The sequence below is a fragment of the Streptococcus sp. 1449 genome, from assembly GCF_013276805.1.
Lineage (GTDB): Bacteria > Bacillota > Bacilli > Lactobacillales > Streptococcaceae > Streptococcus > Streptococcus pseudopneumoniae.
In genome coordinates, this window is record NZ_VMLS01000004.1 from 21,477 (window position 1) to 35,648 (window position 14,172).

General features: G+C 39.9%; 12 protein-coding genes. 11 read left to right on the forward strand and 1 reads right to left on the reverse strand.

The features are described from left to right. The first annotated feature begins 86 nt into the window (after positions 1–86). From HT687_RS01385 to HT687_RS01400, 4 genes are all read left to right on the forward strand, one after another. Positions 87–1,139 (forward strand): BMP family protein, encoded by a 1,053-nt coding sequence (locus tag HT687_RS01385; RefSeq protein WP_023936660.1) that lies wholly within the window; start codon positions 87–89, stop codon positions 1,137–1,139. 142 nt (positions 1,140–1,281) lie between these two features. Then, complete coding sequence (locus HT687_RS01390; protein WP_023936662.1) at positions 1,282–2,817, forward strand: ABC transporter ATP-binding protein; 1,536 nt, start codon at positions 1,282–1,284, stop codon at positions 2,815–2,817. Continuing rightward, a complete protein-coding gene (locus HT687_RS01395) occupies positions 2,810–3,868 on the forward strand; it encodes an ABC transporter permease (protein WP_054388252.1) in 1,059 nt (352 codons plus the stop codon). Before HT687_RS01390 ends, HT687_RS01395 begins: the two co-directional genes overlap by 8 nt. 2 nt (positions 3,869–3,870) lie before the next feature. Next, positions 3,871–4,827 carry an ABC transporter permease gene (locus tag HT687_RS01400; protein ID WP_054388253.1) on the forward strand — a complete coding sequence of 319 codons (957 nt, stop codon included), beginning with the start codon at positions 3,871–3,873 and terminating at the stop codon, positions 4,825–4,827. Between the two features lie 38 nt (positions 4,828–4,865). Here the strand turns inward: HT687_RS01400 and plsY are convergent, their stop codons facing one another. Beyond that, positions 4,866–5,507, reverse strand: a complete 642-nt coding sequence (gene plsY / locus HT687_RS01405; RefSeq protein WP_138699558.1) for a glycerol-3-phosphate 1-O-acyltransferase PlsY — start codon at positions 5,505–5,507, stop codon at positions 4,866–4,868. A 136-nt stretch (positions 5,508–5,643) separates the two neighbouring features. On the opposite strand from plsY, the gene parE reads away from it, so the two are divergent. The 7 genes from parE (at position 5,644) to HT687_RS01440 (ending at position 13,986) form a co-directional block, all read left to right on the forward strand. Then, positions 5,644–7,587, forward strand: coding sequence for a DNA topoisomerase IV subunit B (parE, locus tag HT687_RS01410; RefSeq protein WP_054388254.1), 1,944 nt, complete (start codon positions 5,644–5,646; stop codon positions 7,585–7,587). A gap of 14 nt (positions 7,588–7,601) precedes the next feature. Continuing rightward, on the forward strand, positions 7,602–9,629 hold the full coding sequence (locus HT687_RS01415; RefSeq protein WP_042758490.1) for an N-6 DNA methylase: 2,028 nt from the start codon (positions 7,602–7,604) through the stop codon (positions 9,627–9,629). A 17-nt stretch (positions 9,630–9,646) separates the two neighbouring features. Next, positions 9,647–10,768 (forward strand): restriction endonuclease subunit S, encoded by a 1,122-nt coding sequence (locus HT687_RS01420; protein ID WP_023936672.1) that lies wholly within the window; start codon positions 9,647–9,649, stop codon positions 10,766–10,768. Between the two features lie 149 nt (positions 10,769–10,917). Continuing rightward, positions 10,918–11,259, forward strand: coding sequence for a hypothetical protein (locus HT687_RS01425; RefSeq protein WP_000428283.1), 342 nt, complete (start codon positions 10,918–10,920; stop codon positions 11,257–11,259). 12 nt (positions 11,260–11,271) lie between these two features. After that, the gene (locus HT687_RS01430; RefSeq protein WP_023936674.1) at positions 11,272–11,874 is read left to right on the forward strand and encodes a Fic family protein; all 603 of its coding nucleotides are present in this window, start codon (positions 11,272–11,274) and stop codon (positions 11,872–11,874) included. 64 nt (positions 11,875–11,938) lie between these two features. Then, positions 11,939–12,766, forward strand: a complete 828-nt coding sequence (locus HT687_RS01435; RefSeq protein ID WP_023936676.1) for an aminoglycoside 6-adenylyltransferase — start codon at positions 11,939–11,941, stop codon at positions 12,764–12,766. Positions 12,767–12,816: 50 nt separating this feature from the next. Beyond that, complete coding sequence (locus HT687_RS01440) at positions 12,817–13,986, forward strand: hypothetical protein (protein WP_023936678.1); 1,170 nt, start codon at positions 12,817–12,819, stop codon at positions 13,984–13,986. Positions 13,987–14,172 lie beyond the last annotated feature (186 nt).

The following is a 14,172-nucleotide window of genomic DNA, read 5'->3' on the forward strand; positions in this document are numbered from 1 at the left end:
GAGTCGCTCTCTGAGTGGCACGGTCCTTGTGGCCAACCAATCCATACTTGCAACATCGTTGCACATCTTATTTAGGAGGTTCAGTAATGAACAAGAAACAATGGCTAGGCCTTGGTCTAGTTGCAGTGGCAGCAGTTGGACTTGCTGCATGTGGTAACCGCTCTTCTCGTAAGGCAGCTTCATCTTCTGATGTGAAGACAAAAGCAGCAATCGTCACTGATACTGGTGGTGTTGATGATAAATCATTCAACCAATCAGCTTGGGAAGGTTTGCAGGCTTGGGGTAAAGAACACAATCTTGCAAAAGATAAAGGTTTCACTTACTTCCAATCAACAAGTGAAGCTGACTATGCTAACAACTTGCAACAAGCTGCTGGAAGCTACAACCTAATCTTCGGTGTTGGTTTTGCCCTTCACAATGCAGTTAAAGATGCAGCAGAAGAGCACACTGATTTGAACTATGTTTTGATTGATGATGTGATTAAAGATAAAAAGAATGTTGCTAGTGTAACATTTGCTGATAATGAGTCAGGTTACCTCGCTGGTGTGGCCGCAGCCAAAACAACTAAAACAAAACAAGTTGGTTTTGTAGGTGGTATGGAATCAGAAGTTATCTCTCGTTTTGAAGCAGGATTCAAGGCTGGTGTTGCGTCAGTAGACCCATCTATCAAAGTACAAGTTGACTATGCTGGTTCATTTGGTGATGCCGCTAAAGGTAAAACAATTGCAGCGGCACAATACGCAGCTGGTGCAGATATTGTTTACCAAGTAGCTGGTGGTACAGGTGCAGGTGTCTTTGCAGAAGCAAAATCACTCAACGAAAGCCGTCCTGAAAATGAAAAAGTTTGGGTTATCGGTGTTGACCGTGACCAAGAAGCAGAAGGTAAATACACTTCTAAAGATGGCAAAGAATCAAACTTTGTTCTTGTATCTACTTTGAAACAAGTTGGTACAACTGTAAAAGATATTGCTAACAAGGCAGAAAAAGGTGAATTCCCTGGCGGTCAAGTGATCGTTTACTCATTGAAAGATAAAGGGGTTGACTTGGCAGTAACAAACCTTTCAGAAGAAGGTAAAAAAGCTGTCGAAGATGCTAAAGCTAAAATCCTTGATGGAAGCGTAAAAGTTCCTGAAAAATAATGGATGGAAGTTATTTCTTAGGAAGCGGCCATCGGCCGCTTTTTAAGAGTTGAGACAAAGTCATTTTGTCTCAGTAAAGCTTGCTACTATACAAACTAGCAAGTTTTATTGAAATAAAATAAGACTCTGAAAGGAAGAGCACATGGCACACGAAAATGTCATTGAGATGCGTGATATTACCAAGGTGTTTGGTGAATTTGTTGCCAACGACAAAATCAACCTGAACCTACGAAAAGGTGAAATTCATGCACTTTTAGGAGAAAATGGGGCTGGTAAGTCCACGCTCATGAACATGTTAGCAGGGCTTCTTGAACCAACTAGTGGTGAAATCGCGGTCAACGGTCAAGTTGTCAACCTCGACTCCCCATCTAAAGCAGCTGGCTTGGGAATCGGAATGGTTCACCAGCACTTTATGTTGGTAGAGGCTTTCACGGTGGCTGAAAACATCATTTTAGGTAGTGAATTGACTAAAAATGGTGTGCTAGATATCGCTGGAGCTAGCAAAGAAATCAAGGCTCTTTCTGAACGTTATGGCTTAGCTGTGGACCCTTCTGCCAAGGTGGCGGACATCTCGGTTGGAGCCCAACAACGTGTAGAAATTTTAAAAACCCTTTATCGGGGAGCTGATATTCTTATTTTTGACGAACCAACGGCTGTTTTGACTCCATCAGAAATTGAGGAGTTGATGGCTATTATGAAAAATCTTGTCAAAGAAGGAAAATCAATTATCTTGATCACCCACAAGTTGGACGAGATTCGCGCAGTTTCTGACCGCGTTACAGTTATCCGTCGTGGGAAATCAATTGAAACCGTCGAAATTGCAGGGGCTACCAATGCTGATTTGGCAGAAATGATGGTGGGACGTTCTGTTTCCTTTAAAACGGAGAAACAAGCCTCTCAACCAAAAGAAGTGGTCTTGTCTATTACAGACTTGGTGGTCAATGAAAACCGCGGTGTCCCAGCTGTGAAAAATCTGTCCTTGGATGTTCGTGCTGGAGAGATTGTTGGAATTGCGGGGATTGATGGAAATGGTCAGTCTGAACTGATTCAAGCCATCACAGGTCTTCGCAAGGTTGAATCTGGTAGCATTGAGCTAAAAGGAGATTCAATTGTAGGCTTGCATCCACGACAAATTACAGAGCTAAGTGTTGGGCACGTTCCAGAAGACCGTCACCGTGATGGTTTGATTTTAGAGATGATGATTTCTGAAAATATTGCCCTTCAAACCTACTACAAAGAACCACATAGTAAAAATGGAATTTTGAACTATTCAAATATTACTTCTTATGCTAAAAAGCTAATGGAAGAATTTGATGTTCGTGCTGCCAGTGAATTTGTTCCTGCAGCTGCACTTTCAGGAGGAAATCAACAAAAAGCAATTATTGCTCGTGAAATTGATCGTGATCCTGATCTCCTTATCGTCAGCCAGCCAACTCGTGGGTTGGATGTCGGTGCCATTGAATATATCCACAAGCGCTTGATTGAAGAGCGTGATAATGGTAAGGCTGTTCTAGTTGTCAGCTTTGAATTGGATGAGATTTTAAACGTCTCAGACCGTATTGCCGTTATTCATGATGGTAAGATTCAAGGTATTGTGTCACCAGAAACAACCAATAAACAAGAACTTGGTGTCTTGATGGCTGGTGGAAACTTGGGAAAGGAGAAGAGTGATGTCTAAAAAATTACAACAAATTTCGGTTCCCTTGATCTCTGTCTTCCTTGGAATTTTACTTGGAGCCATTGTCATGTGGATCTTCGGCTATGATGCTATTTGGGGCTACGAAGAATTGTTCTATACAGCCTTTGGTAGCCTGCGTGGGATTGGAGAAATCTTCCGTGCAATGGGGCCTTTGGTCTTGATTGGTCTTGGATTTGCTGTTGCCAGTCGTGCAGGTTTCTTTAACGTTGGGCTTCCTGGTCAGGCTTTGGCAGGTTGGATTTTAAGTGGTTGGTTTGCCCTGTCGCATCCAGATATGCCCCGTCCCTTGATGATTCTAGCAACCATCGTGATTGCCTTGATTGCTGGTGGGATTGTCGGAGCGATTCCGGGTATTCTGAGAGCTTATCTAGGGACGTCAGAGGTTATCGTCACCATCATGATGAACTACATTGTCTTGTATGTAGGGAATGCCTTTATCCATGCCTTTCCTAAAGAATTCATGCAAAGTACAGATTCGACCATTCGTGTCGGGGCTAATGCAACCTATCAGACACCTTGGTTATCTGAATTGACTGGTAACTCACGGATGAATATTGGTATTTTCTTTGCTCTCATTGCCGTTGCAGTCATTTGGTTTATGCTCAAGAAAACAACCCTTGGTTTTGAAATTCGTGCGGTTGGTCTTAATCCACATGCTTCAGAATATGCTGGTATTTCTGCAAAAAGAACGATTATCCTCTCAATGATTATTTCAGGTGCCTTGGCTGGTCTTGGTGGAGCTGTTGAAGGACTTGGAACCTTCCAGAATGTCTATGTTCAGGGGGCGTCATTGGCTGTTGGATTTAACGGGATGGCGGTTAGTCTGCTTGCGGCCAACTCACCAATTGGTATTCTCTTTGCAGCCTTTTTATTTGGTGTTCTCCAAGTTGGAGCTCCTGGTATGAATGCGGCACAGGTACCATCTGAGCTTGTCAGCATTGTAACAGCGTCTATTATCTTCTTTGTCAGTGTTCATTACCTTATCGAACGCTTTGTCAAACCAAAAAAACAAGTTAAAGGAGGTAAGTAAAGATGTCTATTACAACCTTGCTCACCCTCTTGGTGTCTTCTATGCTGATTTACTCAGCACCCCTCATCTTTACAAGTATTGGCGGTGTTTTCTCTGAACGTGGTGGTGTGGTAAACGTCGGCCTTGAAGGAATTATGGTTATGGGTGCCTTTTCTGGAGTTGTCTTTAACCTTGAATTTGCAGAACAATTTGGAGCAGCAACTCCATGGCTATCTTTGCTAGTTGCAGGATTGGTTGGAGGCCTTTTCTCTATCATCCACGCAGCAGCGACGGTTCATTTCCGTGCAGACCATGTTGTCAGCGGTACGGTATTGAACTTGATGGCGCCTGCCTTGGCTGTTTTCTTGGTGAAAGTTCTTTATAACAAAGGACAAACCGACAACCTAAGTCAGACTTTTGGACGCTTTGATTTCCCAGTCTTGGCAAATATCCCAGTGATTGGTGATATCTTCTTCAAGTCAACTAGTCTTCTTGGTTATCTGGCCATTGCCTTCTCATTCCTTGCTTGGTTTATCCTCTTCAAGACTCGATTTGGTCTTCGTCTCCGCTCTGTCGGTGAACATCCTCAAGCATCGGATACCTTGGGAATCAATGTCTACAAGATGAGATATTTAGGGGTTATTATTTCAGGTTTCCTAGGTGGAATTGGCGGAGCGATTTATGCTCAATCAATCTCAGTTAACTTCTCAGTGACAACTATTGTTGGACCTGGATTTATCGCCCTTGCTGCGATGATTTTCGGAAAATGGAATCCAATCGGAGCCATGCTTTCTAGTCTTTTCTTTGGACTTTCACAAAGTTTGGCTGTTATCGGTTCTCAATTGCCATTCCTACAAGGAGTGCCTGCGGTTTACCTTCAAATCGCACCTTATGTTTTGACCATTCTTGTCTTGGCAGCCTTCTTTGGAAAAGCAGTTGCACCAAAAGCAGATGGTATCAACTATATCAAATCAAAGTAAGCATACAAAAAAACGTCAGTTCTGTTTAAACTGGCGTTTTATTTTTTAGGATGTTGATGGGTTAAGTTTAATCCCCAAGGAACAAGATTTTCAGTCTTATTCTGGATACGTGTGATATTATCCTTATGCCGAATGATAATCAAACTAGCCAGTGCTAGGATAATAGTGATGAATAGAGGATCATAATTGCTCAGGATAAAACCAAAAAGTGGAAAGAGTAGAACTCCGATGACAGCCGCGATAGATGCTGTGACACTAGATAGCGAAATCATACTACCAAGATAGAGGGTTCCAAAGAAAACAACTGCAAGGTAGAGACAGAAGACAGGTGCAAATCCGAAAATCACACCAGCACTGGTTGCAACAGCCTTGCCACCCTTAAATCCTGCAAAGATAGGGAAGGTATGTCCAATGACAGCCAAAAGTCCAAAGATAAGAGGCGAAACACCTTGCAGATGAAACATAATCGGAAGCAGTGTTGCTAGGGTTCCTTTGAAAAAGTCAATCACAAAGGTTGCCATTCCCGCTTTCTTTCCTAAAATGCGGAAAGTATTGGTCGTTCCTGTGTTACCAGAACCATGTTCACGCAGATTGATTTGAAAGAATACTTGTCCAATCCAGAGACCAGACGGAATCGAACCCAGCAGATAGGCTAGGATTAATAAAACTATTGTAATCATACTCCTATTATATCATGAAATGGAAAAAGAAAGGCAGAGAATCTCTTCTGAAATTGTCACAGCGGAGAAAGAAAAGTTTTGCAAAATCCTTGGAAAACCTGTAGAATAGTAAAGATGAACGAATAGGAGGTTCCTTGTGTCAAAAAAGGAAATCAATATTAACAATTATAATGATGATGCCATTCAGGTGCTAGAAGGGTTGGATGCGGTCCGAAAACGTCCAGGGATGTATATCGGATCGACCGATGGTGCTGGTCTCCACCACCTCGTCTGGGAAATCGTCGACAATGCTGTCGATGAGGCCTTGTCTGGATTTGGTGACCGTATTGATGTCACCATCAATAAAGATGGCAGTTTAACGGTTCAAGACCACGGACGTGGGATGCCGACAGGTATGCATGCTATGGGAATTCCAACTGTTGAGGTTATCTTTACCATCCTTCATGCCGGAGGAAAATTCGGTCAAGGTGGTTATAAGACATCAGGTGGACTTCACGGGGTGGGTTCTTCCGTTGTTAATGCCCTATCTAGTTGGCTGGAGGTTGAAATCACCCGTGATGGTGCAATCTACAAGCAACGTTTTGAAAATGGTGGCAAACCTGTCACGACCTTGAAGAAAATTGGTACAGCACCAAAGTCTAAGACAGGTACCAAGGTTACCTTCATGCCAGATGCCGGTATCTTTTCTACGACAGATTTCAAGTACAATACCATTTCAGAACGTCTCAATGAGTCAGCCTTTCTCTTGAAAAATGTGACCTTGTCCTTGACGGACAAGCGAACAGATGAAGCGATTGAGTTCCACTATGAGAACGGGGTACAGGACTTTGTTTCTTATCTAAACGAAGACAAGGAAACCTTGACACCGGTTCTGTACTTTGAGGGGGAAGATAATGGTTTCCAAGTGGAAGTAGCTCTTCAGTACAATGATGGATTTTCAGATAACATCTTGTCCTTTGTCAATAACGTTCGTACCAAGGACGGCGGAACGCATGAGACAGGACTCAAATCTGCTATCACTAAGGTTATGAATGACTATGCGCGTAAGACGGGGCTTCTCAAGGAAAAAGATAAAAACCTTGAAGGGTCAGATTACCGTGAAGGGTTAGCAGCTGTTCTTTCTATCTTGGTTCCTGAAGAACACCTCCAGTTTGAAGGTCAGACCAAGGACAAGCTAGGAAGCCCTCTTGCCCGTCCGGTTGTGGATGGCATTGTGGCGGATAAGTTGACCTTCTTCCTCATGGAAAATGGAGAATTGGCTTCTAACCTCATTCGCAAGGCTATTAAGGCCCGTGATGCTCGTGAAGCGGCTCGTAAGGCGCGTGATGAGAGCCGAAATGGCAAGAAAAATAAAAAAGACAAGGGCTTATTATCTGGGAAATTGACCCCAGCTCAGTCCAAGAATCCTGCAAAAAATGAACTCTATCTAGTCGAGGGTGACTCTGCCGGTGGTTCTGCCAAACAAGGCCGTGACCGCAAGTTTCAGGCAATCTTGCCCCTTCGTGGTAAGGTTATCAATACAGCTAAAGCCAAGATGGCGGATATTCTCAAAAATGAGGAAATCAACACTATGATTTATACCATCGGTGCTGGTGTGGGGGCTGACTTCTCCCTTGAAGATGCCAACTATGACAAGATCATTATCATGACCGATGCGGATACAGACGGTGCCCATATCCAGACCTTGCTCTTGACATTTTTCTACCGTTACATGCGTCCGTTAGTTGAGGCAGGCCATGTCTATATTGCCCTCCCACCTCTTTACAAGATGTCCAAAGGCAAAGGCAAGAAAGAAGAAGTAGCCTACGTATGGACAGACGGAGAACTAGAAGAACTCCGCAAACAGTTCGGTAAAGGTGCTACCCTCCAACGCTACAAAGGTCTTGGTGAGATGAATGCAGACCAACTCTGGGAAACAACCATGAACCCAGAAACTCGTACCCTCATCCGTGTCACCATCGAAGACCTAGCCCGCGCCGAACGTCGCGTCAATGTTCTCATGGGAGACAAGGTCGAACCACGCCGTAAATGGATTGAGGATAATGTCAAGTTTACGCTGGAAGAAGCGACAGTGTTTTAATGAAAGAAAATAATATGTTAGTAAACTGGAAATTAGAGTCGGATGTGAATGACTATGTGAAAAAGCAGTTTGAAAATCTTGGTTTGAAAAAATTGCAGGATTATAATGAAGAATCTGCTATGAGTGCTTATCTCAAAGAGGCGCTTAAGGGAGCGGCTAAGACGCAAACTAAGACTAATTTTGGAAAACCAGATTTTCATATTGAAAAATACAAACAAGTTCCTATCTTGATTGAAAACAAACTCAAATTATCTAAGCTAGTTGCTCAAACAAAGGACGGTATTAAGTTTGATGATAAATCAATTAGTGATTTTGCGGTGAATGGGGTTTTGCATTATGCGAGGGCAGTTATTGATAGTGGTAAATATCATGAAGCCGTCGCAGTTGGTGTTGCAGGTGATAACGAAGAAAATGTGACTATCAAAGTTTATTATGTCTTTGGTTCTGCTCCTAATGCCTATAAAGAGCTATCAAAGGTAACGACTTTTGATTTTTTGGAAAATGAGTCCACCTTTGAGATATTCTACAAAGATGCTGTTTTGAGCGAAGAAGAAAAACACCAAATTCTGATTGATAGTCAAGCGACCTTGCAAGGCTATGCTAAAAAGCTCAATAAATTGATGCACAACCATAATATCACAGCTCCTCAACGGGTGCTTTATGTGTCTGGTATGCTATTATCTATGCAGGATATCGTAGATTGTAAGGGCAAAAAGGTTGATGAGGGCTTAATACCTGACGATTTAAAAGGTGTGCAGTCTGAAACCAAGCGTGATGGTAAGAAAGTTGTTGATCAAATCAAGGCTTTCCTAGATGAACGTGAAATCAATGAAGATAAGAAAACTCTCATGTTGGCTTCTTTTGGAGAAATTTCCAAAGATAGCCAGCGTGACGAGTTGATTACCAATGACAAAGAAGTAGCACAACTTCTCCCTCAAAAGGAAAATTCTGTTACCAAGCAAATCTTCACTTTTATCTATGAGAATATTTTCAAGTCCATTGATGGTTTGGGTGGACATATCGATATTATGGGGGAGATGTACTCCGAATTTCTAAAGTATGCTTTGGGAGATGGAAAAGAAATTGGTATTGTTCTGACCCCTCCTTATGTTACCAAAATGATGGCGCAAATTCTGGGGATAACAAGTGAGAGCAAGGTTATGGATTTGGCGACTGGTTCAGCTGGTTTCCTCATTTCAGCGATGGAGTTGATGATAGATCATGCAAATATCAGTTTTGGGAAGGGGACTTCTCGAGCCAACGAGGAGATTGCGAAGCTCAAGAAAGATAACCTGCTAGGAATAGAACTTAATGCAGAGATGTATACCTTAGCGACAACCAATATGATTCTTCGTGGAGATGGATCTAGTCGAATTGAAAAAGGTTCTGCATTCAATCGTCCTGAGAGTCTGTTTACGGATTTTAAAGCTAATCGTGTCTTGCTGAATCCCCCTTTCTCTTATGAAGAAAATGGTCTTCCTTTTATAGCCTATGGTTTGGATAAGATGGAGCGTGGTGGCCTAGGTGCCATTATCATTCAAGATAGTGCTGGTTCTGGTAAGGCAACAAAGACAGCTAAAGCTATTTTGAAAAAGCATACCCTACTTGCTTCTATCAAAATGCCTGTTGACCTTTTTGTTCCCATGGCAGGAGTCCAGACTTCTATCTACATTTTTAAGGCTCATGAGGCACACGATTACGACCAGACGGTTAAATTTATTGACTTTAGAAATGACGGTTTTAAACGTGCTAAGCGAGGTATTTCAGAGGTTGATAATCCTATCCAGCGTTACCAAGATGTGATTAAAATTTATAAGGCTGGAAAGAGAGCGGAAGTGAGTAAAGAACTTTGGGATTTAGATGCTATCTTTATTGAGGACTTTATCACTGACAAGGGTAATGATTGGAATTTCGAACAGCACCAGATCATTGATACAAAACCAACCTTGGATGATTTTAAAAAGACTGTTACTGACTACTTAGCTTGGGAAGTGGAACAACTCCTGAAAAACAAGGGGGAAGATAGCTCAAAAAAAGCCTAAGCCCTCGCCTTCAAAAATTGGAAGAGGAATTTGAAGCAAGTGGGGGCGAGTGGAGAGAGTATCGGATAGGAGATTTATTTGGTAATATTGTTCAGGGTTCCCGTCTAACGAAAGCAGATCAGATAGATGGCCTTTTACCATTTGTGATGGCAGGAGTGACTAATACGGGTGTCGTTAGACATATTGGGAATAAGATGACTATTTTTCCAAAAAATTCTCTGACTATTGATATTTTTGGAAATGTTTTTTATCGAAATTATGAATTTAGCGCATCAGATGATGTGGGTGTCTACTGGAATGACGAAGAGTATAGTGAACACTCCATGTTATTTTTATCATCTTCAATTCAAAAATCTTTAGTTGGTAAATTTGATTTTGGAAATAAGCTACGCTCTTCTAAATCTCATGACCTCCTAGTTAAACTTCCAACTCTCAATAACAAATTAGCATTTTCATACATGGAAAGCTACATCAAAGCGCTCGAGTCTGAACGCATCGAGACGCTCGAGTCTTATCTAACTGTAACAAATCTTAGGGATTATCATCTTACAAAAAATGATGAAAAAGTACTTGACAAGTTTGCAAAACTTTCCGATACTAAGAGTAGAGTAGAGGAGTCGGAGGTATTCCAACTTTCTCAGGTCTTTAACTTATCCAGTAGTAAAAAGAAATTCAATGCAAATATGATTGAGTTTGGAGGAAAGTTTCCTTATGTAGCTCGTGGAGATAGTAACAATGGGATTCGAGGTTATATTACAGAGAGTGAAGAATTTCTCAATCCTGCCAACACAATTAGTTTTGGTCAAGATACGGCAACGATGTTTTATCAAAAAGAACCCTATTTCACAGGAGATAAAATTAAGGTATTGCGCACTAAAGAAGTAGAATTGGATAGGTATAAAGCTCTTTATTTAATTACTTCATTAAGAAAGAGTTTCTCTACATTTAGTTGGGGAAGTAGCTCTTTTAATGAAAGAGTATTAAAAGAGACAGATGTTAAGCTTCCTATCAAAAATAATCAAATCGACTATACATTTATGTCTGACTTTGTTCGAGCAGTGGAGAAATTAGTTATCAAGGATTTAGTCATCTGGGCTGACAAAAAAATTGCTGCGACTAAGGAAGTAGTAGCAAGATAGTTCAGTATATCTGTCCTTTTTAGGGAGTAGCTGTCCTAATTTTTAGGCAGTTTTTCCCTAAAAAGGACAAGTTGAGTTTTGATAATAGCTATTTATTTACACCTTACAAAAAGTTTACATTGAAAAAAGTAAGAAGGAGGATCCAGTAAATGGAGAATAAGAAACCTAAAGGAGCTGCAAAGATTAGATTGTTCAAAATAAGTCATGCAGAGTATGGGAAAGTACTTGATGTGTTGGATGCGAAAACATCTATTTTGGATGTAAGAAATATGATTTGTAATAGAGAGCCTGATTATGAGTATTTTATTCCAAAAGTGATATTTTCATTGGACAAAGAGGCTAAGGAAAATGGTTTCTATTTTAGCGGACTCAACGGAGATTTTGCTTACTTACCAAGGGTTACTACAGACATTGTAGAGTTTAAGTTGCCAGATGAACTGAAAGAACATATTGCTAAAGGGCACCCTGTTTTCTATACAAAATGGCGTTAATAAGGGGAAGATATGGCATTGGAAAATAAACTAGGCATTACAAACTCAGCCCAGCTGGCAGATGCAGAAGAAAAACTGACAAAAAAACAAGCCGCCCTGCTTTTTCAGACAGGAGACTTGTTCAAGATGGAAGTTGGGACATTTGCAGGGCTGTCAGCTATTCACCACTATCTTTTTTCAGGTATCTATGATTTCGCTGGAAAAATCCGTGATGTCAATATTGCAAAGGATAACTTTCAATTTGCCCCCCGTATTTTTTTAGAGCAATCCTTGCAGTATATTGACAAACTTCCTCATGATAATTTTGATCAAGTAGTTGATAAGTATGCGGATATGAATATTGCCCATCCTTTCCGTGAGGGGAATGGACGCGCAATGCGGATTTGGCTAGATTGTATGCTTCGTCAGAAACTGGGCAAAGTGGTAGACTGGAATGCTATAGATAAGGATGAATACCTGAATGCCATGAAGCGTAGTGCAGTATCGACTGGAGAACTCAAGTATTTGCTCCTCAATAACTTGACGGATGACCTTACTCAGACCAGTTTCTTTAAGAGAGTAGATGCTTCATACTACTACGAAGGATACAGTCTTTACAAGACAGGGGAATTATAGTATAAAAACTATCCAGTAAGAAGAATCAGACGCTTGGTAACCTATAAAATGAGAAGGTGCTGACATGAGAATTGAAACAGAAATGCTAGATCTGATTTTACAAACTGCCAAAACTTTACAAGTTAAAGCTATCGCCATGTCTGGTTCACGGACTGATACAAAAGCCTCAAAAGATGAATTGCAAGACTATGACGTGGTCTATATTGTGGATGATTTGGATAATCTGACGAGTGACCTTTCTTGGTTGGCCTATTTCGGAGAACGAATTATAGAGCAAGAGGTTGTTCTTGACCATCGTCGTCTTTATCTCATGCTCTTTGAAGATGGTAATCGTATTGATTTGACTCTCTGCCCCAAAAACCACATCCAAGAGTGGGTGGATAGTGAGGCAGGATTCACTGTTTTAGAAGATCCAGAACATTTATTTGAACCCTATTCTCAAAATCTAGAGCGTTACTGGACAAGCCCAGCTACTGAAACGAATTTTGTAAAATCCTGCAATGAATTTTGGTGGGTATCGGCCTACGTGGTTAAAGGAATCTGTCGTAAGCAAGTCATCTACGCGACTTACCATCTCTACGGTATTTGCCAACAAGCACTCTTGAAGGTAATGGCTTGGCAAGTGGTAAGTGATAGGGGAAAAGTTGACATCGGTAAGAACTACAAGTATCTCTTTAACTATTTACCTGCTGAGAAAGAAAAGAAGTTCTTAAATTTACTTGATTTCTCCAGTTTAGACAAAATCACTCATTCTTTGTTTGCCACGATGCAACTTTTCCACAAAGAAGCTCAATCTCTTGCTCAAAAGCTGGGCTTTTACTACGATAAGGAAGTGGCGGAGAAGATGATTGAGTATGCTGAGGAAAGAAGATGCTTAAATGTAGTAGATTAGAATTCCATTGATAAGGATAAAGCCATTTAGTAACATTTCGGAGGATTATAATGTTTTTAGATTTAGGAATTACTTCATATTTGTTTGGTAAAATAGCGGATTTTTCTTGGGATCAATTTTATGATTCATTAGGTTTGCAAGAGAAGGCTGATAAAAAGAGTTTAAAAAAACTTATCGAAGATTATCGAGATTATATGATAGACCGTCATAAAGATAATCCGTATTTTGAAGAGGTTTTAAGATTTTGGGAGACAAATCATATTGTTGAAGAAATTTTGATGATTGAATATCACTTGAAAAGCACGTTTGCTACTTATGATGATTTTAAAAACGCTTTGGAGGATCAGTATCCTCAGGCTTTCAATAAAAGTTTTTCAATTAGTTTGATGGATGAGCTAGATAAAAAATTTATTGACTTAGTTAGAAAAATGTCTCAGTTTTCTCAGTCAGATATTGCTGTTATAGCAAATGTTATTAAAGAATCGAATTCTGAAATAGTATCCTCAATAGAGGAACTCTTAAAACAATTGCAAGAATTTGGTTTTAAAAATAATATTAAACATGATACTCAACTAGCATATATTCAAAAATCGAAAATAGACAATTTGGTAATTACTCCCCCTGTGATTTCTAAAATGACCATTACTTCAAGAAATGACTATAAATATAATTATTATTTGTTTCAGTCTTTTGAATTTGAAGGTGATTTTGGAGATAATCCAACAGTCTATTTGATTTATTCAGAGGATGATAATAAGATTGAGTTAAATACTTTTAGTCATGGTTTGCAACCTGATAATTTACGAGTTCTAAAATTTAAATCGACAGAAATTGAAGGTAAGAAATATAAATATAATATTTCTAAAGAGTATTGTTATTATTCCAATCAAGGAAATGAATATGATATTAGACCATTCATTGTTGTTGTGCTCGGTGAAGAGGTTATGGGCTTTGCTACCTTAACAATAATTAATAAGTCATTTAAAAAAGGTCAAAGTTTCACTTTACCGTTCACTGGGCATAAAGCATTCATTCCAGCAGCAAGAAAACTTATTTGGCCAAATAAAAAGGATTTATTAAAAAAACTTCATGAACAACAGACTGGTAGAGTTTTCTATTTAGACAATTCTGTTGTAGATGAAGTAATTAAAATTAAAAAGTATTTTTTGGATTCGTTAAAAGAAGAAGTTAAGGATGCATTAAAACAAGAATATGAATAATCTATTTTTTATTATCCAAACACGTCTATTTCTGTGAGATCATTCTTTTCAACTTGCATGTAAAAACTGAACACGGACTAAACGGTGTGTAAAAAAGATAAATCGTTTTTTAGTTATAACCTAGTCCACTTATATAAAATTTGAAAGGAGTTGAACACGCCCTAAATGATGCGTGAAAAAGATAAA